Raw genomic sequence first — 20,377 nt, forward strand, 5'->3', positions numbered from 1 at the left:
CGCTGACAGCAGACGCTTCAGGGGCCGAACCCCGCGCGGCGAAGCCGCGCCAATATCTCAGAACCGTATCCCCTGGGCCAGCGGCAGATCGCGGGAGTAGTTGACGGTGTTGGTGGCGCGACGCATATAGGCCTTCCACGCGTCCGACCCCGATTCCCGCCCACCGCCGGTGTGTTTCTCCCCGCCGAACGCCCCGCCGATCTCCGCGCCGGAGGTTCCGATGTTCACATTGGCGATACCGCAGTCGGACCCGTCGGCGGCGAGGAAGCGTTCGGCCTCCCGCTGGTCGGTGGTGAAGACCGCCGACGACAGCCCCTGGGGCACGCCGTTGTGCAGCGCGAGCGCGGTATCGAAATCGTCGTAGGTGAGGACGTACAGGATCGGCGCGAAGGTCTCCTCGCGGACCACATCCGTCTGGTCGGGCATCCGGATGATGGCCGGGCGGACGTACTGCGCGTCGGGGTATTCGTCGAACACCACCTGCTCGCCGCCGTAGAGCAGGTCGCCGCCGTCGCGGCGGGCCCGGTCCAGCGCGTCGCGCATGCCCGTCAGCGCGTCGGGGGCGCACAGCGGGCCGATCTGGACGCCGGGGTCGAGCGGGTTGCCCACGCGCAGTTGCCTGTAGGCGTCGACCAGCCGGGTCTGGAGTTCGTCGGCGACAGAAGTGTGGACGATGAGCCGGCGCAGCGTCGTGCACCGTTGCCCGGCGGTGCCGACGGCGGCGAAGACGATGCCGCGCACGGCGAGGTCCAGATCGGCCGACGGGGTGACCACGGCGGCATTGTTGCCGCCCAGTTCCAGCAGGCAGCGGCCGAATCGGGCGGCCACCCGCGGCGCCACCTTCCGGCCCATGGCGACCGAGCCGGTCGCGCTGACCAGCGCCACCCGTTCGTCGTCCACCAGCCGCGCGCCCGCGTCGGCGGTCCCGAGGATCAGCCGGTGGATTCGTTCGTCCACGCCGGCCGCGCGGGCCGCCCGGCCGAGGAGTCCGTGGCAGGCCAGCGCGGTCACCGGCGTGCGTTCCGACGGTTTCCACACCACGGCGTCGCCGCAGACCAGCGCGATCGCGGTATTCCAGGCCCAGACCGCCACCGGGAAGTTGAAGGCCGAGATCACCCCGACCACCCCGAGCGGATGCCAGGTTTCCATGAGCCGGTGCCCCGGACGTTCCGAAGGCATGGTGTAGCCGTAGAGCTGGCGTGACAGTCCCACGGCGAAATCGCAGATATCGATCATCTCCTGCACTTCGCCGCGCGCCTCGGCCGGGATCTTGCCGACCTCCAGCGTGACCAGTTCGGCCAGTTCGTCCTGGTGGCGGCGCAGCAGTACGGCCAGTTCGCGCACCACCGCGGCGCGTTGCGGCGCGGGGACCAGACGCCACGCGCTGAATGCCGCGGCCGCGTCGGCGATGGCGGCGTCGATCTCGGCGGGGGTATCGGGCCGCAGCCCGATCAGCAGTTCACCGTTGATCGGGCACCGGACGAGTAGGTCACCGGAGGCGGGGTGGGACAGCCCCATCCCGCGCAACAATTCCCCGATCCGGTGGGCCGGAGCCAGGACCGGATTCTCGCTGTCGATCTCTGTCATCGCGAACTCCTCGGGTTCGGCCGGACGAAATACGCTGCGCGAATGGCACAGCCGGAGAATGAACGTTCACAACTGAGTTCCGGCGGTGTGTCGCCTACGTTAGCCTTCGCTGATGGCGGAAACACCGGCAAAACCACCCCTGGATGAGATCGATCGCCTGCTGATCCGGGAACTGATGGCCGATGGACGGGCGACCCTGTCCAATCTGGCCGAGAAGGCGAGCCTTTCGGTATCCGCCGTGCAGTCCCGGGTGCGCAGGCTCGAGGCGCGCGGCGTGATCCGCGGGTATACCGCGAACGTCGATCCCGAGGCATTGGGACAGTTACTGTCGGCATTCGTCGCGATCACTCCTCTCGACCCGTCCCAGCCCGATGACGCTCCGGCGCTGCTGCAGAATCTGCCGGGTATCGAGGCCTGCCATTCGGTGGCGGGCGACGAGAGCTACATCCTGCTCGTCCGGGTGGCCTCGCCGCGGCATCTGGAACAGCTGCTACAGCAGATCCGGGCGACGGCCAACGTCCGCACGCGGAGCACCATCATCCTGCAGACATTCTACGAAAAGTAGTTGATCACGTAACAACTCCGTCTTGTTATGGACTTGTCAGGAAAATTTCCCGACAAGTCCTTTGCGGCTCCCGTACCGTCGATATGTGACCATCGAACTGGAACGGTCCGGCAACGGCGATGGCACGGCCCACCGCCGAATCCCCGCCGCGCGCGTGCACGAGTCGCTGGCAGCGAGCATCCTCGCCGACGGCTTCGATCTGGTTCTCGACCTGCCCGCCTCCCACGGCTGCTGTCTGGTGGACGCCCGGGACGGCACCTCCTACCTCGATATGTTCGGGTTCTTCGCTTCCAGCGCACTGGGTATGAACCATCCCGCGCTGGCCGGCGACGCCGGGTTCCGCAACGAATTGACCACGGCCGCAGTGAACAAGCCGAGCAACTCCGATATCTACACCGTGGAGCTGGCCGGATTCGTGGACACGTTCGTCCGGGTACTCGGCGACCCGCGGCTACCGCATCTGTTCTTCATCGACGGCGGCGCGCTCGCGGTGGAGAACGCGCTGAAGACCGCGTTCGACTGGAAGAGCCGGCACAACGAGCGCCACGGCCGCACGACCCGTCCCGGCCAGGAGGGCGGCGTACTGCACCTCACCGGCGCGTTCCACGGCCGCACCGGCTACACGCTGTCGCTGACCAACACCGATCCGGTGAAAACCGAGCGCTTCCCGGCCTTCGATTGGCCCCGGATCGAAACCCCCTGCTACGGCGCTTCCGACGATATCGCCGCCGCCGAGCAGCGCGCTCTCGATCAGGCGGTCCGCGCCTTCGCCGACCGCCCCAACGGCATCGCGTGCTTCATCGCCGAACCCATCCAGGGCGAGGGCGGCGACCGCCATATGCGCCCGGAGTTCCTGCGGGCGATGCAGCGGCTGTGCCATGCCAACGACGCGCTGTTCATCGTCGACGAGGTGCAGACCGGTGTCGGCATGACCGGAACCACCTGGGCCTACCAGCAGTTCGGGCTGGAACCCGATGTGGTGGCGTTCGGCAAGAAGACGCAGGTGTGCGGGATCATGGCCGGCGGCCGGGTGGACGAGGTGCCCGACAACGTCTTCGCCGTCTCCTCGCGTCTCAATTCCACCTGGGGCGGCAATCTCACGGATATGGTGCGGACCCGGCGGATCCTGGAGGTCGTCGAACGCGATGGATTGATCCGGCGGGCCGCCCTGCTGGGTAATCAGCTCGTAGATCTGCTGCGTGATCTCGCCGACCGCCATCCGGTGGTCACCGAACCGCGCGGACGTGGGCTGATGTGCGCGATCACGCTGCCCGACAGCGGGTTCCGCGATGCCGTGCTCACCGAGCTGCGCGAACGCGAGCGAGTCCTGATGATCGGGACCGGGCCGTCCGGTATCCGGTTCCGGCCGCCGCTGATCGTGACGCCCGAGGAACTGATCGCCGCGGTCGCCGCGCTGGACCGGGTGCTGACCGGGATGCGCTGAACCGCGGCGGCGGTCAGGATTGCGGACGCAACCCCAGTGCGTCCTCCGCGAACCGGCGGACCGCCGCCCGCCCGGCGTCGAGTGCGTGCTCGTAGCCGGACCGGGCCCAGCCGTCGATCCGCGCTGTGCCATCGGCCTGCGGGGTGACGCCGATCTCGGCCACCATTTCCGCGGTCACCGGGTCGCACACCGCCCACGAGAAATGGGTCTCCGCTTCCCATTGCGCACCGCGCCGCGCCACATGATCCGGATCGGTCACCCCGCCCGCCGCCAGGGCCGGCCTGTCGTCTATCCGATCGTCGGCCCGCAGCGCGCGCAGATACCACGCGCCGGCATTGATCTCGATCGCTTCCATCCGGAAACCTTCGCACACACCACTGTCACCGTCGGCGCGGTCGGGCGGCCGAGCCCCCGCGTCGGTGACCTCACACTGTGCCCGTGCGGCCCGCGCGGTTACTGTCGTGTACAGGCCGGGCCCGCTCCCGGGCCGGCAGCACCGCGCCCGGTGCACCGATACGGGCCACGGTGGCAGGAAGGATGGGTCATGACCGGCGGGCGATTGGGCCGCTACCGGCTCGAACGGTTGCTCGGCCAGGGTGGAATGGGCCAGGTGTGGCTGGCCACCGCCGATCCCGCCGGGGGACGCCCGGCTCGGCGGGTCGCGCTGAAGTTGCTGCCGGCCGAACTCGCCGCGGACCCCACCTACCGCAGCCGATTCGAACGCGAGGCCGAACTCGCCGCCCGCCTGCACGACCGGCATATCGTGCCGATCCATGCCCACGGCGAGCTGGACGGCCGGTTGTTCATCGAGATGGAATTCGTCGAGGGCGAGGATCTATCCCATATCCTGCGCCGGGAGGGCGCCCTGTCCCCCGCTCGCGCGGTCGCAGTGGTGTCCCAGATCGGCGCTGCCCTCGACGCCGCGCATCGGGCGGGCCTGGTCCACCGAGACGTGAAACCGTCCAATATCGTCGTCCGGCCCGACGGTTTCGCCTATCTGATCGATTTCGGCATCGCGCACGGCGCGGGCAGCACCGCGCTCACCGCCTCGGGGCTGGCGGTCGGGACTTGGGCCTATATGGCACCCGAACGGTTCACCGGCACCACCGATGCCCGCGCCGACGTGTATTCGCTGGGGTGCGTGCTGTTCGAAAGTCTCTCGGGAGCACGACCTTTCGGCGATACCGATCCCGCCCGGCAGATGCACGACCATCTCACCGCCGCGCCGCCGAGCGTTCGCGCCGTGGCCCCGGAGATACCGGCCGGACTGGACCGGGTGATCGCGCGGGCGCTGGCCAAGGATCCGGACCACCGCTATCCGAGCGCCGGAGAGTTCGCCCGCGCCGCCGACGAAGCCCTCGCCGGTCGCGGTCCCGCGGTACCGGCGGAACATCCCGGCACCCGGCATTACGAAGTGGGTGCGGTCCCCGCCGCCACCCGCCGCTACGAAGCACCCGCCCCGGACCTGCCGGCGACTCGCCGCTACGAGGCCGCCGCGCTCCCGGGCACCCGCGCCTACACCGAGTACGCGCCCCCCGCGCCCGCCCCGCAGCCCGCCCATCCGGCGACCCGCTCCTACACCCGGGCCGAAACCGGATACCGCGGCGCGGGCGGCCCGTACGACCCCCGTGCGGGCACCCACGGCGGCCCGAACCCGCCGGTGGCCCCCGCCCCGCGCCGGCCCGCGCCCGCACGGCGTCCGCCGCGGGGCCGTACCCCCACCCCGCCCCGGCGCCGGAGACGCCGTTTTCCCCGGTTCCTGCTGTGGCTGATCATCCTGGTCGTGGTCCCGCTGATCCTCATCGGCGGGTGCGTGGCCGCGCTGGTGGACGGCGCCGGATCGTTCCATGTCTTCACCGGCGGCGGCGACAGCGCGCCCGGTCCCGCCCCGGCGCCCGGGGACCCGGTCCGCGACGGCAATTTCGAGTTCGTCGTCCGGAATGTGGAGTCGGGGGTGCGGGCGGTCGGTTTCGAACGGGCCGAGGGCAGCTTCGTGGTGGTCAGCTTCACCGTCCGCAATATCGCCGCCGACCCGAAGACCTATATGCCGGTCGGGCAGGAACTGCACGATACGGCCGGCGGCACCTTCGCCCCCGATGTGACCGCCACCGCCGTGCGGTCAGCATCCGCGGCCGCTCCGCGGTCACTACAGCCGGGCGAATCGATGGGCACGCATCTGGTGTACGGGGTGCCGGCCGAATCGGTACCGGCGAGCATGACCTTCCGCGATTTCCCACTGTCGCGCGGCACCTCGGTGCCTCTGGGATAGGCCGTACCCGGCGAGGGTGCCCCCGGTGCCGAGGCAGCGCGATGTCACGGCAACCGCAGCGTCCACGCGCCGCGGTAGTGCAGACGAACCCGGCTGCCCGGGGCCACATCGATGCGCCAGAACGACTCGGGCGCCGCGTTCAGAACGCGGATCAGCACCGCGCGCACGACCGCGGGGTGCGTGACCGCGAACGTGGCGGTGACCGGCTCGCGGGTGAGATCGTCCAGCCAGCCGCCGACCCGTTCGCACAGATCCAGAACGGACTCGCCGCCGTGACCGCGGTAGCCGGGTTCGGTGAGCCAGCGGCTCACCTCCCCGGCCGAGAGGTCGTCAAACGATGCACCGTGCCAGGCGCCGGCGTCGAGATCGCGTAACCTCGATAGTGGCGCGGCGTCCAGGCCGAGAACTTCGGCGGTCTCTCTGGTCCGCCGCTCCGGGCCCGCGAGCACCAGCGCGTTCGCCGGTGGTTCGACAGCCCGCTCCGCCAGCGCCGCCCGCCCCGCCGGGGTCAGCGGTTCGTCGGACGGGAAGCGCGCCGCCCGCAACGCCTCGGTGACACCGTGGGAGATCAGGTCGAGTTTACGAACACCAGGCACTGTCGCAGCATAGAAACACCGGACTGTCACCGGTCGCCGGCTCGGTAGCGCGCCGGCTCCCGGCCCCGTGCCACTGCGAGCAGGAGGTGATCGAGGAATGACGGATATCCACATCCGGGCCGTGCCCGGCGCGGTGATCGACGAAATCGACCGGCAAGCCGATCTACTGGGAATATCTCGTAGCGAATTCCTCCGCCGCCGGCTCGACCGGGAGTTCCGCCCGGTCGGCGGCGTGACCACCGAGGATCTGGTTCGGCTGGCGGGGCTCGTCCGCGATTCCCGTATTCCCGATCTCCACGGGCCGCCCGTCCTCGATCCCGATCTGCCCGAAATGGTCGACGGGTCCCTGACCTGACGGCGCCCGCGTCCGCGCACCCGGCCGCCTGTCGGTGGCCGGGTGCACACTGGGTTCCGTGACCGAGTTCTCGCCCGCCACCCAGCAGTGGTTCGACGGCGCCTTCCCGGCGCCGACGGCCGCGCAGCTGGGCGCGTGGCGCGCCATCGCGGCCGGGGAGCACACCCTGGTGATCGCCCCCACGGGCTCGGGTAAGACCCTGTCGGCGTTCCTGTGGGCGATCGACCGGCTCGCCGCGGCAGAACCGGCCGAACCGGCCGAGCCGTCTTCGGAGGGCACTTCCGTGCTCTACATCTCCCCGCTGAAGGCGCTGGCGGTGGATGTGGAGCGCAACCTGCGCGCCCCGCTGGTGGGAGTGCGCCAGACGGCCCGGCGGCTGGGACTGCCGGCCCCGGAGATCAGCGTCGGCGTCCGTTCCGGCGATACCACCGCCCAGGAGCGGCGGCGGCTGCAGCGTACGCCGCCCGATATCCTCATCACCACTCCCGAATCGTTGTTCCTGATGCTCACCTCGGCGGCCCGCGACACCCTGCGCGGTGTGCGCACGGTCATCGTCGACGAGGTGCACGCCATCGCCGGATCCAAACGCGGCTCGCATCTGGCGCTGTCCCTGGCCCGGCTCGACACCCTCACCGAGACACCCGTTCAGCGCATCGGCCTGTCCGCGACGGTGCGCCCGCCGGCGGAGGTCGGCCGGTTCCTGGTGGGTTCGGCGCCGATCACCATCGTCTCGCCGCCCGCGCCCAAGACCTTCGATCTGTCTGTCCGGGTGCCGATCCCCGATATGACCGAACCGGGTGATTCCGACCAGCCCGGTTCGCTGTGGCCGCATGTGGACGAGGCCATCGTCGATCTCGTTCTGGCCCATCGGTCCTCGATCGTCTTCGCCAATTCGCGGCGGCTGGCCGAACGGCTCACCGCCCGTCTCAACGAGACCTACGCCGACCGCCTCGGCGAAGGCCCCGATACCGCGCACGCCCCGCCGGCCCAGCTCGGCCCGTCCACCGAGGTGAGCCACGGCGCGGACACCCTGCTCGCCCGCGCGCACCACGGTTCGGTGAGCAAGGAACAGCGCGCCCTCATCGAGGACGACCTGAAAAGCGGGCGCCTGCGATGCGTGGTGGCCACCAGCAGCCTCGAACTCGGTATCGATATGGGCGCGGTGGATCTCGTCGTGCAGGTGGAGGCGCCGCCCTCGGTGGCCAGCGGCCTGCAGCGGATCGGCCGCGCCGGGCACCAGGTGGGCGAGATATCGCGCGGGGTGGTCTTCCCGAAACACCGCACCGATGTCGTGCACTGCGCGGTGGCGGCCCAGCGGATGCTGTCCGGCGAGATCGAGGCGCTGAAGATCCCGGCGCATCCGCTGGACATCCTGGCGCAGCAGACCGTCGCGGCCTGCGCGCTGGAGCCGCTGGACGTCGACGCCTGGTTCGATACCGTGCGCGCCGCCGGAAGCTATGCCGCGCTGCCCCGTTCGTCCTACGAGGCCGTGCTGGATCTGTTGTCGGGGCGCTACCCCTCCGACGAGTTCGCCGAACTGCGGCCCCGGCTGGTCTGGGATCGCGACGCCGGCACCCTGACCGGCCGCCCGGGCGCGCAGCGCCTGGCCGTCACCTCCGGCGGCGCCATCCCCGATCGCGGCATGTTCGCGGTGTACATGGTCGGTGAGAAGGCCTCACGGGTAGGCGAACTCGACGAGGAGATGGTGTACGAATCCCGGGTGGGCGATGTCTTCGCGCTGGGTGCCACCAGCTGGCGGATCGAGGACATCACCTACGACCGCGTCCTGGTCACTCCCGCGTTCGGACATCCCGGCCGGTTACCGTTCTGGCACGGCGATTCACTGGGCCGCCCGGCCGAACTGGGTGCCGCGCTGGGCGAATTCGTGCGCAACGCCGGGTCGGATACCGCCGGAGCCGATTTCACCGCCCGCACCGCCACCGCCGGTCTCGACGAGAACGCGATCGGTAACCTGCGTGCCCTGCTGGAGGATCAGCGCGCGGCCACCGGCCGCCTGCCCACCGACCGCACGCTGGTGGTCGAGCGGTTCCGTGACGAACTGGGCGACTGGCGGCTGATCCTGCACTCCCCCTTCGGCATGCCGGTGCACGCGGCCTGGGCCCTGGCGGTCGGCTCCCGGCTGCGGGAACGGTTCGGCGTGGATGCCGCGCCCAACGCCTCCGACGACGGGATCGTGGTACGGCTGCCCGATACCACCGACGAACCGCCCGGTGCCGAACTCTTCGTCTTCGAGCCCGACGAGATCGACGATCTGGTCACCGAACAGGTGGGCGGTTCGGCCCTGTTCGCCTCGCGTTTCCGGGAATGCGCGGCCCGGGCGCTGCTGCTACCCCGCCGCGATCCCGGGCGGCGCGCACCACTGTGGCAGCAACGCCAGCGTTCGGCTCAGTTGCTGGATGTGGCCCGGAAATTCCCCGACTTCCCGATCCTGCTGGAAACCGTGCGCGAATGCCTGCGCGATGTGTACGACCTGCCGGCGTTACGGGATCTGCTCGGCAAGGTGGCCCGTCGTCAGGTGCGGCTGGTAGAGGTCGAGACGGCCACGCCCTCGCCCTTCGCCAACGCACTGCTGTTCGACTACATCGGCCAGTTCATGTACGACGGCGACAGCCCACTGGCCGAACGCCGCGCGGCGGCGCTCTCACTGGATTCGAGCCTGCTGGCCGAACTGCTCGGCCGAGTCGAACTGCGGGAACTGCTGGACGCCGAGGTCATCGAGCAGACCGAACGGGAACTGCAACGGCTGACACCCGAACGCGCCGCCCGCGACGCGGAAGGTCTGGCGGACCTGCTGCGCCTGCTCGGCCCACTCACCCCGGACGAGGCCCGGCGGCGATGCCGCGACGATCCCGCGGAATGGTTCGCACAGCTCGCCGCCGCCCGCCGCGCGCTCGAGGTGTCCTACGCCGGGCAGAACTGGTGGACCGCGGTCGAAGACGCCGCCCGGCTGCGCGACGCGCTGGGGGTCCCGTTGCCGATCGGGACGCCGGCCGCGTTCATCGAACCGGTCGCCGACCCGCTCGGCGATCTGGTGGGGCGCTATGCCCGTACCCACGGTCCGTTCGGTACCGAGGCGGTGGCGCGCCGGTTCGGTCTGGGCAGCGCGGTCGCCGCCACCGCGCTACAGCGACTGGCCGCCGAGAAACGCGTCGTGGAAGGCGAATTCACACCCGAGGCCGGTGGGTCGGAATGGTGCGACAGCGAGGTGCTGCGCCGGTTGCGGCGGCGGAGTCTGGCCGCCGCCCGGCACGAGATCGAACCCGTCGCCACCGCGGCGCTGGGCCGGTTCCTGCCCGATTGGCAACATATCGGCGGTACGGACCTACGCGGCCTGGACGGCGTCGCCGCGGTGGTGGATCAGCTCGCGGGAGTGGCCGCACCCGCCTCGGCCTGGGAGTCGCTGATCCTGCCCGCACGGGTGCGCGATTACAGCCCGGCGCTCCTGGACGAACTCATGGCCACCGGTGAGGTGCGCTGGTCCGGGCACGGCGCGATCAACACCAAGGACGGCTGGATCGCGTTGCATCCGGCCGATCAGGCGCCGCTGACCCTCCCGCCACCCGACGAAGTGGAACTCACCGATCTCCATCTCGCCCTGCTCACCGCGCTGGGCGCCGAACCGGCCGCACGGGCACCGGCGGCGGGCACCGGCGGTTCGGACGGCGAGGCCGCCCCGGACGGCCCGCGGCGGCCGGTACCGCCCGGCGGCCTCTCCGGGGGCGGCGGCGCGTACTTCTTCCGGCAGCTCGCGGACGCCACCGGCGTCCTCGACGATCCCGGGGTCGCCGAGGCGCTCTGGGATCTGGTGTGGGCGGGCCTGGTCTCCGGTGACACTTTCGCCCCGGTCCGGTCCCGGCTGGCCGGAACCACCCGGGCTCCGGCCAGCCATCGCACCCCGCGGCGGGCACCCCGCGGCCGTACCTATCTGCCCCGGCCCGCGTTGCCGACCAGATCCGGGCCGCCGACGGTCGCCGGACGGTGGTCGCTGCTACCCGACCGGGTCACCGACAACACCGTGCGCGCGCACGCGACCGCCGATCTGCTGCTGGAGCGCTACGGAGTGGTGACCAAGGGCGCGGTGCAGGGCGAGGGCGTTCCGGGTGGGTTCGCCCTGCTGTATCGCGTGCTCAGCGAATTCGAGGACCGGGGCCGCTGCCGGCGCGGGTATTTCGTGGACTCACTCGGTGGCGCCCAGTTCTCCACCACCGATGTCGTGGACAGGCTGCGATCCTTCGACGGCGACCGGCGGCCCACCGGCGTGGCCCTCGCGCTGGCTGCCTGCGATCCGGCCAACCCGTACGGCGCCGCCCTCCCGTGGCCCAAGACCCCCGGCGCGGCCGGCCATCGTCCGGGGCGCAAGGCCGGCGCGCTGGTGGTCCTGGTGGACGGCGATCTGGTGCTGTATCTGGAACGTGGCGGGAAAACCATGCTCACCTGCACCGAAGATCCGCTTGCCCGGGAGGCCGCGGCCCGCGCCCTCGCCGGTCTGGTTCGGGACGGCCGGATCGATTCGCTGGTCATCGACCGGGTCGACGGTGAATCGGTACACGGCAACACCTTCGCCGGGTTCCTCACCGACGCCGGTTTCAGCGCGACCCCGCAGGGGCTGCGATTACGGGGGCGTCGATGATCTGCACCGTTACCGCGGCGCGCCGGTGCGGCCGGGAACGGAGCCGCCGTGCCCGAGGGTGATGTGGTGTTCCTCGCGGCCCGGCGGCTGCGGGCCGCACTGGAGGGCCGGACACTGATTCGCAGCGATTTCCGGGTGCCCCGCTACGCGACCGTCGACCTGCGAGACCAGGTCGTGGACAGTGTCGGCAGCTACGGCAAGCACCTGTTCATCCGGACCGAGACGGTCAGCGTGCATACCCATCTGAAGATGGAGGGCACCTGGCGGATCTTCCACTGCGGCCAGCGCTGGACCAAACCGCGGGTCCGGGCGCGGGTCGTGCTGAGCACCGCGGAATCGGAGGCGGTGGGGTTCGACCTCGGACTGGTCGAGGTCCTGCGCCGCCGCGACGAGCACATCGCCATCGACCACCTCGGCCCAGATCTGCTCGCCCCCGGCTGGGACCCCGCGGAAGCGGTGGCCCGGCTGAGCCGGGACCCCGAGGTCCCGATCGGAATCGCGCTCCTGGACCAGCGAAACCTCGCCGGAATCGGCAATATCTACCGCAGCGAGATCTGCTATCTGCGTAAAGTCCACCCGGCGCTACCCGTGGGGGCGGTCGACGATCTGCCCGCGCTGGTGAACGAGGCCCACCGCGTACTGCACCGCGCGGCGCACGAACCGCCGTGGCGGCCGCTGGCCTACGGTCGTATCCGGTGGCCCTGTCAACGGTGCGGCACCCAGATCCGGGTGGAGATGCTGGGTGAGACGGCGCCCCGCGGCGATCGGGTGGCGCGGCGGGAACGCGGAATCTACTTCTGCCCGAAATGCCAGGTCGCGCCCGCTTGACCGGTTAGTCTGGCGCAGACCTAACGCTGTCTCTTCTGTGACGGCCGCCATCGGCGTAGTAATGATCGGCATCTTTCCGACGACACACGGGTACCGCATCGGAAGCAGGTCCCATGAACACCCGAACCGTCCACCTGGCCGCCGTCACCGCCAAATTGCTGTCCGCGGTGCTCGCTGTCGTGGCCACCGCGATGTTCTGCTATTTCCTCCTGCATCCCGCGACCTCTGCGCCCGCCCACCGGTACCCCGCACAGCTCGCACCGGCCAGTACCGCGCCCGCGGCCCCGGAGTACCGCGTCTCGCACTGAGCCGCGCCGGTTCGGGCGGTTGAGCCGTCGAAAACCCGCTGACGGCTCAGCCGTCGGTGGGTACCGGTTCCAGGATTTCCGGGCGGGGTTCGGGAGCGGCGATCCGCAGGGCGTCGGCGGAGGCGTCGTCGGGCTGGGTCTGCGACCGCACCTCGGCATCCACCCGGGCCAGATACGTCCGGACCTCACGGTCGGTCTCGGCGTCGTCCCAGCCCAGCACCGGCCCGATCAGTTCCGCCACCTCCGCGGCGCATTCGGCCCCGCGATGCGGGTACTCGATGGAGATGCGGGTGCGGCGCGCCAGCACATCGTCGAGGTGCAGGGCGCCTTCCGCTGCGGCGGCGTACACCGCTTCGACCTTCAGGTACGAGGGTGCGGCGGCGATCGGCTGCCGCAGTTCCGGGCGGTCGGCGGCCAGCGCCATGACCTCGTCGATCAGCGATCCGTAGCGGTCGAGTAGATGTTTCACCCGGTAGGGGTGCAGACCGTACTCCTCGGCCAGCTGCACCGTCTGGTTCACCAGCGCGAAGTACCCGTCGGCGCCGAGCAGCGGCACCTTCTCCGTGATCGACGGCGACACCCGGGCCGGGATGTCCTGCGCCGCCTCGTCGACCGCGTCGTAGGCCATCACCCGGTAGGTGGTGTACTTACCGCCGGCGATGGCCACGAGCCCCGGCGCGATCCGGGCCACCGCGTGCTCACGGGACAGTTTCGAGGTCTCGTCGCTCTCCCCCGCCAGCAGCGGGCGCAGGCCCGCGTACACACCGTCGATATCGGCGGGCGTCAGCGGGGTGACCAGCACCTGGTTCACCCGGTCGAGCAGATAGTCGATATCCGCCCTGGTCGCCGCCGGATGGGCCAGGTCCAGATTCCACTCGGTATCGGTGGTGCCGATGATCCAGTGCGCACCCCACGGGATGACGAACAGCACCGAGGTGGCCGTGCGCAGGATGATGGCGGTATCGCTGACGATGCGGTCGCGCGGGACCACGATATGCACGCCCTTGGACGCCCGGACGTGGAACCGGCCGCGCTGCTGCGACAGCGCCTGCACCTCGTCGGTCCACACGCCCGCCGCGTTGATCACCACATGCCCCCGCACCTCGGCGGTGCGGCCGTCCTCGCTGTCGCGCACCCGGACACCGGTCACCCGGTCGGCCTCCCGCAGGAACCCCACCACCTGGGTGGAGGTGCGGATCACCGCGCCGTAATGGGCGGCGGTCCGGGCCACCGTCATAGTGTGCCGGGCGTCGTCGACCACGGTGTCGTAGTAACTGATCCCGCCGATGAGCGAATTCCGGCGCAGGCCCGGCGCCAGCCGCAGGGCCCCGTGCCGGGTCAGGTGCCGTTGTCCCGGAACCGATTTCGCGCCGCCCATGGTGTCGTAGAGCATGAGGCCCGCGGCGACATAGGGCCGCTCCCAGGCACGCCGGGTGAGCGGATACAGGAAACGCAGCGGTTTCACCAGATGGGGGGCGAGCGTCGCCATGGACAGCTCCCGCTCCCGCAGCGCCTCCCGGACCAGGCCGAATTCCAGCTGCTCCAGGTACCGGAGGCCACCGTGGAACATCTTGGACGAGCGGCTGGAGGTTCCCGAGGCCAGATCCCGTGCCTCCACCAGCGCCACCCGCAAACCGCGGGTCGCCGCGTCGAGGGCGATCCCGGCCCCGACGACGCCGCCGCCCACCACGATCACATCGAAATGGTCCTTACCCAGGCTGTCCCATGCCGCGCGACGCTGCTCCGGCCCGAGAAACTGCGCTCCCGGTTTGATGGTCATGAGTCCTCCTGCGGAGCGGGCTGATGTGGTCCGCGGCGGCGGGGGTATCGCGTCATCGGTTCGACTCCTGGGGTTTCGCGGTCGACCAGGTCGGCTGTGCATTCCCGAGTTCGAGTACAGCCTAGTGGCCGGGGAGCCGCAGGTCGCGTTCACAGCGCCGCGCTGTGCCCGAGCAGACATCGATCGATCGGCGGTATGGGAATCGGAGCCCACGGGGCGGCACTACCGCGGCCGGTCCTGCGACCCTCGGCGCGGGCGAGCCGGATTACGCTAGCCTCCTGCCATGCGCTATGTGGCCGCCATCGACCAGGGCACGACATCGAGCAGATGCATTCTGTTCGACCGGCAGGGACAGGTGGCGGGGATCGCCCAGCGCGAGCATGATCAGATCTTCCCGAAACCCGGCTGGGTCGAGCACGACGCGCAAACCCTCTGGCGTAATACAGAATTCGTCCTCGGCGCGGTCCTCGACGAGGCGGGCGCGAGCGCGGGCGATATCGCCGCGGTCGGGGTCACCAACCAGCGCGAGACCACCGTGGTGTGGGAACGCGATACCGGGCGCCCGATCCACAACGCCATCGTCTGGCAGGACACCCGGACCGATCGGCTGTGCGCCGAGTTCGCCGGAGCCCACGGCGCGGACCGCTATGCCGACCGCACCGGGCTTCCGCTGTCCACCTACTTCTCCGGCCCCAAGGTCGCCTGGATCCTGGACGCCGTTCCCGGCGCGCGGGAACGCGCCGAGGCCGGTGAACTCTGCTTCGGGACGGTGGACAGCTGGGTGCTGTGGAATCTCACCGGACGCCATCTCACCGATGTCACCAACGCCTCCCGCACCCTGCTCATGGATCTGCGCACCCTCGACTGGGACGAGCGGATCTGCGCGGAGATCGGGGTGCCCGCGGCCGTCCTGCCGGAGATCCGGAGTTCCTCGGAGGTCTACGCCGAGATCACCTCGGGTCCGCTGGCGGGAGTGCCGGTCGCGGGGATTCTCGGCGATCAGCAGGCCGCGACCTTCGGCCAGGCCTGCCTCTCCCCGGGCGAGGCCAAGAACACCTACGGCACCGGCAATTTCATGCTGCTGAATACCGGCACCACTCCGGTTTTCAGCGAACACGGCCTGCTGACCACCGTCTGCTACAAACTCGGCGAACAGCCGCCCGTATACGCGCTGGAGGGGTCGATCGCGGTGACCGGGGCGCTGGTGCAGTGGTTCCGCGACAATCTCGGCATCATCTCCACAGCGGCCGAGATCGAAGAGCTCGCCCGGACCGTCGAGGACAATGGCGGTTCCTACATCGTTCCGGCCTTCTCCGGCCTGTTCGCGCCTCGCTGGCGGCCGGACGCCCGCGGCGTGATCGCCGGGCTGACCAGGTTCGTCACCAAGGCCCATCTGGCCCGCGCGATCCTGGAATCGACCGCCTTCCAGACCCGTGAGGTGATGGACGCGATGCGCGCCGACGCCGCGGCGCAATCCCTGGATCTGGAATCGGCGGCGCTCAAGGTGGACGGCGGCATGGTCGAAAACGACCTGCTCATGCAGTTCCAGGCCGATATCCTCGACCTCCCCGTGGTCCGGCCCACGGTCAACGAGACGACCGCGCTGGGCGCCGCCTACGCCGCGGGCCTGGCGGTGGGTTTCTGGTCGGGTACCGACGAGATCCGCGCCAACTGGACCGCCGACCGCACCTGGACCAGCACCATGTCCGCGGCCGACCGGGACGCGCGGTTGCGCGACTGGAACAAGGCGGTCGAACGCACCTACGACTGGGCGGAGTGATCCGGGATCACCCTCCAGCGGCCACCGGCAGGTCCGCGGCGCGCGCCAGCCGGTCCACGGCCTCGGCCAGCACCTCCGGCGCGGCGGTGGTGAAGCACATCCGCATGGCGTGGGTGTAGTCGGCACTCACCGCGAACGCCTGCCCGGGCACGAACGCGACACCGGCCCGCAGTGCGCGTCGCAGCAGTTCGGCGGTATCCGTGCCGTCGGTGAATTCGGCCCAGACGAACATGCCCCCGGAGGCCGTACTACACCGCAGCCTGTCACCGAACCGGCTGTTCACCGCCTCGACCAGCGCACCGGCCCGCGTCGCGTAGACAGCGCGCACCGTATCGATATGGCCGCCCAGCCAGGAGGTGTCGGCCAGCAGTTCGGCGGCGATCTGCTGGGTCAGCGCCGAGCCGCAGAGGTCGGCGCCCTGCTTCAGCAGTTCGACCGCCCGGCACACCCGTTCCGGGGCGACCATCCACCCCACCCGCAGGGTCGGCGCGATGATCTTGGACGCCGAGGACAACCTGATCACCGAACGCGAATAGGACGCGACCGGATCCGGCGCGGGCCGATCGAACCACAGCTCGCCGTACGGATCGTCCTCGATCACCCAGAACCCGTGCCGCTCGGCCAGGGCCGCGAGCGCCTGCCGCCGCCGGGGACTCATGGTCACGCCGCCCGGATTATGGAAATTGCTGACCGTATGCACCACCGCCGGCCGCTGTCCCGCGGCGATCAGCTCCTCGAGCGCGTCGATACGCAGACCCTCGTCGTCGAGCGGTACCGCCGCGATCCGGGCACCGGCCGCCCGGAAGACCTGCAGTGCGCCCACGTAGGCCGGATCCTCGACGACCACCAGCGCACCGGGGTCCAGCAGCACCTCCGCCAGCAGCGACAGCGCCTGCTGGGATCCGTGGGTGACGAAGACCTCGCCGGTGCCGACGGTGCGCCCGAGCCGCGCGGACTCCCGGGTCGCGATCACCTCACGCAGCGGACCCCAGCCCGGCGATTCGGTGTACTGGAGCGTTCCGCCGATACGCAGCGCCGATTCCGCGGCGACGGCGATCCGCGCGCCGGGCATGAGCGCGGCGTCGGGCAGACCGCCGGCGAGGCTGACGATATTCGGGTCCGCGGTCAGTTTCAGCAGGTCACGGATGGCCGAGCTGGTGAGGCCGGACAGTTTGCCGGCCAGCGGCGGTTGAGAGTCGGGCATGGGGCCTCCAAGGACGCACCTGGTCGAAACCCAATCATCCCATGAAATCCAAGATCTGAAATTGTGATCTCATATCTCGAGATCAGCGCCGGTCGGCGATCACCCACAGCAGCGTTTTTCCATCCCGCTCCACCGTGGTCACGGTCTGTTTGTACACCGTGGTCGTACCGTTGGGCCGTCGCTCGGTCAGATCGACATCGAAGGTGTCGGCGGCCCGCTCGGTGATCCGGACACAGTGTCGCGTATCCACCGGGATCTGGGCGTCGATCGCCTTCTGGATGGTCTCCGCCGAGGAGATCGACGGCGAATCCGCCGCTACGAACTCCCGCGCCGCGACGCCGTTGCGCTCGGAGTAGAACGCGTTCTGGAAGCCCAGAATCGCCCCCGGACCGCTCTCGGTATCGCCGATCCCGTCGCCGACGGTGACCGCGCCGTCCTGGCTCGCCGGACAGCTCAGCGCGTCCGCGGGAGCGGGCGGCGCCGCGCTCTCGTCCCCGCCGCTGGTCACGACGACGATCGCGACCCCGATCGCGAGAAAGGCCACCAGGACGGCGGCAACGGTGATGATCTTGTTCAACGGCAGCTGCCGGCGCGGTTTACGAGCCAGCGCGCCCGCCACCGACTGCGGTGTCAGCTTCTGCGCGATCGGATCGCTGTCCCACGACAGACCACCGGGCTTGGGCCGCGGCGCACCGGCGCCGGACTCGCCGGACCGGCCGGGCGTACCCCAGCCCGGCTCCGCGGTGCGATGACGAACCGTCGTCTGGTCCGGCTCCGGGGCTCGCTCCGGGGGCCGCGGCGCCTTGTCCGAGGGGAGCTGGTGCCGGACGGTCGCCGCGTCCGGCGACCCCGGCGAACCCGAAGAAGTGGGCGCGGGACGTTGAACCGGAACCGAGCTGTCCGGGGCGCGGTATTGGGGAGTGGAACTTTCCGGAGCCCGGTACCGAGGCGGCGGCGGAGGCACCGGGGGCGTCTCCGGGGCGGCGGGCGCGGAGGAACCCGCGGGCCGCCAGGTCAGCTCCCGGTTCTCCGAACCCTCCGGCTGCCAGCCCTGGAGCGGCAGTTCGCCCGTGGGCGGTCCGAACTCCGAGACGGGCGGCCCGAAATCGCCGGTAGGGGGCCCGAAATCCGCCCGCTCCGATTCACGCTCTCTGCCTTCGCCCTCGCCGGTCACTGCCTATCCCTTTCGAGACACGCGGGTGGGGCGGCCGTGACCGACCGCCCCACCCGGCAAGATGTCACTCGTATCAGTACTGGAGTGAACCACCCCACTGGCTGTTGACGCCAGCGACGTTGATCGACTGCTCCGGGTAGTTGCCGGGCTGCAGCAGCGGCGGAGGCGGCGGAATCTTCGCCGCGGCGTCCAGCGCGGCGGCACCGCCGGGCTGCATCGCGATCCAATGCTCGACCGCCGCCTTCGCGGTGTTCACCGGAGTGGTGTCGATGGTGTGGTCCAGCCGGTTGTCCGGCAGTCCGTTACCACCGGTGAAGGTGGAGACGTTGATGGTGTTCTCGTCGACGAACTCCACCGAGATACCGGCCTCGCCGGTCCCCTGCGGGGTGCGGAAGCCGGCCGTGCCGACATAACCGGCCTGGTTGGAGAAGTGGTGGGTATTCGCGAAATGCCCCGGGGCCAGCGACCCACCGTCGATCGCACCACCGATCTCCATATGCGGGCCCTGCATCTCGACGACCGGGGCCACCGGCGCGGAATCCAGGCTCGGCGCATCCCACTGCGGCTCCTGCGGCTGCACCAGGGTGTCGGTCTGCGGGGCACCCGGCTGCACGTCCACCCCGGCTTCCGGAGCCGGCGCGGGCGCCTCACCCGGCTGCGCGGGCTGCGGAGCATCCGGCTTGTCCGGCGTAACCGCCGGCTGGACCGCCTCGGGCTGGCCCGGCACCGGCAGCGGTGCCACGCGCGGAGTGGTCACACCCGGCTGGGTGGGACCCGTCAGGCTCTGATCGCCCTCCTGGCCCGGCCCCGGAGTGGTCACCCCGGGCTGGCTCGGACTCGGAGTGGGCGTACTACCCTCCGGGTTCTCGTTCTGCACCCCCGGCTGGCTGGGAGTGGTCTCCGGGCTGCTCTGCTCCTGGGTGCCGCCCGGCTGCTCGTTCGTCCCCGGCTGCTGGTTGGTTCCCGGCTGCTGATTGGTCCCCGGCTGCGCGGGCGCCGGTGTGGTCGGCGTGGTCGGCGCCGTCGGCTGCTCACTGGGAACGGCCCCCGCCGGCGACGCGAAGATGGCCATCGCCGCAGCGGTGGCAAGCGGCAGCGAAGTGCTCGCCACCGCCCGGCTCGCCCGGTTCGGCTTACGATGTTTCACTATTCGCCCAATCCCTCTCCCGGATCCGGCGCCATACGCGGACCGTATCCAGTTCTGACAATCCGAGATACGGACCGGACGGGTGACCCGGGTGGGCCGTTCGCTGTCCGATCCGAAGGACGAACCCCCCGACACCAAACCACGCGACCGCCCGTCGATCGCATCTCTGTTCCGGAAGTGAACCACACCGTGGCCCTTCCGGCAACGTGGCTGAATTATCGTGCGCGGCTTCGCCGCGCGGGGTTCGGCCCCCGGAGCGTCGCCTGTCAGCGGTCGAGACTCGTGGCTTCGCCACATGCGCTTCGACCGCTGACAGGCGACGCGGGCCGAACCCTTTCAGGGCCTCGTAAAACTCGGCGCTTCGCGGTCGGCCGCGTTGTGGGTCGGGGAAATGGCGGAATCCGGCGGGCCCGCGGTGGTCCGATTTTTCAGAGGTGGGAAGGATTTCATCTTTGTTCGGGAATAGGGCACGAATTCGTTCACTACATCTGCACGACGAATTCACGTCGGCGCAGCGCCGTCCGCGGATTACCGAACCCGAACCAGATCCGAATAGGCCACCCCGCCGAGCAGACCCCCACCCCCACCCGGCGCCGAGTCCAGCGAGGCCCTCCGAGGTTGCGGGCCGTCCCGTGTTTCCGGCCTCGAAGCAAAGCGGCGCAGCCGCAAGTCTCGAGGCCGGAAACACG

Annotated in this window: 15 protein-coding genes; 8 read left to right on the forward strand and 7 right to left on the reverse strand. The window is 70.3% G+C overall.

The genetic code is table 11. The features are described from left to right. Nucleotides 1-57: 57 nt before the first annotated feature. Complete coding sequence (gene amaB, locus ACWDU1_RS12100) at nucleotides 58-1,518, reverse strand: L-piperidine-6-carboxylate dehydrogenase (RefSeq protein WP_449997978.1); 1,461 nt, start codon at nucleotides 1,516-1,518, stop codon at nucleotides 58-60. 181 nt (nucleotides 1,519-1,699) lie between these two features. Here amaB and ACWDU1_RS12105 point away from each other — a divergent pair, with 181 nt between their 5' ends. Together ACWDU1_RS12105 and lat are read left to right on the forward strand one after the other, a co-directional pair. Continuing rightward, nucleotides 1,700-2,152 (forward strand): Lrp/AsnC family transcriptional regulator, encoded by a 453-nt coding sequence (locus tag ACWDU1_RS12105; protein ID WP_449997956.1) that lies wholly within the window; start codon nucleotides 1,700-1,702, stop codon nucleotides 2,150-2,152. Nucleotides 2,153-2,237: 85 nt separating this feature from the next. After that, on the forward strand, nucleotides 2,238-3,596 hold the full coding sequence (lat, locus tag ACWDU1_RS12110; protein WP_449997957.1) for an L-lysine 6-transaminase: 1,359 nt from the start codon (nucleotides 2,238-2,240) through the stop codon (nucleotides 3,594-3,596). A gap of 13 nt (nucleotides 3,597-3,609) precedes the next feature. Here the strand turns inward: lat and ACWDU1_RS12115 are convergent, their stop codons facing one another. Continuing rightward, the gene (locus ACWDU1_RS12115; RefSeq protein ID WP_449997958.1) at nucleotides 3,610-3,951 is read right to left on the reverse strand and encodes a hypothetical protein; all 342 of its coding nucleotides are present in this window, start codon (nucleotides 3,949-3,951) and stop codon (nucleotides 3,610-3,612) included. A gap of 189 nt (nucleotides 3,952-4,140) precedes the next feature. Here ACWDU1_RS12115 and ACWDU1_RS12120 point away from each other — a divergent pair, with 189 nt between their 5' ends. Beyond that, nucleotides 4,141-5,865: a serine/threonine-protein kinase gene (locus tag ACWDU1_RS12120; protein ID WP_449997960.1), complete on the forward strand. Its 1,725-nt coding sequence runs from the start codon at nucleotides 4,141-4,143 to the stop codon at nucleotides 5,863-5,865. A gap of 44 nt (nucleotides 5,866-5,909) precedes the next feature. On the opposite strand, the gene ACWDU1_RS12125 is transcribed toward ACWDU1_RS12120, so the two are convergent. After that, complete coding sequence (locus ACWDU1_RS12125; RefSeq protein ID WP_449997962.1) at nucleotides 5,910-6,461, reverse strand: histidine phosphatase family protein; 552 nt, start codon at nucleotides 6,459-6,461, stop codon at nucleotides 5,910-5,912. Nucleotides 6,462-6,558: 97 nt separating this feature from the next. Between ACWDU1_RS12125 and vapB the strand changes: the two genes are divergently transcribed. The 4 genes from vapB to ACWDU1_RS12145 all read left to right on the forward strand — a co-directional run bounded on the left by vapB (nucleotide 6,559) and on the right by ACWDU1_RS12145 (nucleotide 12,603). Further along, nucleotides 6,559-6,816, forward strand: a complete 258-nt coding sequence (gene vapB, locus ACWDU1_RS12130; RefSeq protein WP_449997964.1) for a type II toxin-antitoxin system VapB family antitoxin — start codon at nucleotides 6,559-6,561, stop codon at nucleotides 6,814-6,816. Nucleotides 6,817-6,874: 58 nt separating this feature from the next. Continuing rightward, on the forward strand, nucleotides 6,875-11,467 hold the full coding sequence (locus tag ACWDU1_RS12135; RefSeq protein WP_449997966.1) for an ATP-dependent helicase: 4,593 nt from the start codon (nucleotides 6,875-6,877) through the stop codon (nucleotides 11,465-11,467). A gap of 48 nt (nucleotides 11,468-11,515) precedes the next feature. Continuing rightward, nucleotides 11,516-12,295 carry a DNA-formamidopyrimidine glycosylase family protein gene (locus tag ACWDU1_RS12140; RefSeq protein WP_449997967.1) on the forward strand — a complete coding sequence of 260 codons (780 nt, stop codon included), beginning with the start codon at nucleotides 11,516-11,518 and terminating at the stop codon, nucleotides 12,293-12,295. A 113-nt stretch (nucleotides 12,296-12,408) separates the two neighbouring features. Continuing rightward, nucleotides 12,409-12,603, forward strand: coding sequence for a hypothetical protein (locus ACWDU1_RS12145; RefSeq protein WP_449997969.1), 195 nt, complete (start codon nucleotides 12,409-12,411; stop codon nucleotides 12,601-12,603). A 46-nt stretch (nucleotides 12,604-12,649) separates the two neighbouring features. On the opposite strand, the gene ACWDU1_RS12150 is transcribed toward ACWDU1_RS12145, so the two are convergent. Continuing rightward, entirely contained in the window at nucleotides 12,650-14,383 is a 1,734-nt protein-coding gene (locus tag ACWDU1_RS12150; protein WP_449997970.1) for a glycerol-3-phosphate dehydrogenase/oxidase, read from the reverse strand. A 283-nt stretch (nucleotides 14,384-14,666) separates the two neighbouring features. Between ACWDU1_RS12150 and glpK the strand changes: the two genes are divergently transcribed. Beyond that, nucleotides 14,667-16,163 carry a glycerol kinase GlpK gene (gene glpK / locus ACWDU1_RS12155; RefSeq protein ID WP_449997972.1) on the forward strand — a complete coding sequence of 499 codons (1,497 nt, stop codon included), beginning with the start codon at nucleotides 14,667-14,669 and terminating at the stop codon, nucleotides 16,161-16,163. Nucleotides 16,164-16,170: 7 nt separating this feature from the next. On the opposite strand, the gene ACWDU1_RS12160 is transcribed toward glpK, so the two are convergent. The 3 genes from ACWDU1_RS12160 to ACWDU1_RS12170 form a co-directional block, all read right to left on the reverse strand. Next, nucleotides 16,171-17,367 carry an aminotransferase-like domain-containing protein gene (locus tag ACWDU1_RS12160; RefSeq protein WP_449997973.1) on the reverse strand — a complete coding sequence of 399 codons (1,197 nt, stop codon included), beginning with the start codon at nucleotides 17,365-17,367 and terminating at the stop codon, nucleotides 16,171-16,173. A gap of 82 nt (nucleotides 17,368-17,449) precedes the next feature. Then, a complete protein-coding gene (locus tag ACWDU1_RS12165) occupies nucleotides 17,450-18,541 on the reverse strand; it encodes a hypothetical protein (protein WP_449997975.1) in 1,092 nt (363 codons plus the stop codon). Between the two features lie 73 nt (nucleotides 18,542-18,614). Continuing rightward, nucleotides 18,615-19,652 carry a hypothetical protein gene (locus ACWDU1_RS12170; protein ID WP_449997977.1) on the reverse strand — a complete coding sequence of 346 codons (1,038 nt, stop codon included), beginning with the start codon at nucleotides 19,650-19,652 and terminating at the stop codon, nucleotides 18,615-18,617. Nucleotides 19,653-20,377 lie beyond the last annotated feature (725 nt).

The sequence above is a fragment of the Nocardia sp. NPDC003345 genome (genome assembly GCF_053589395.1).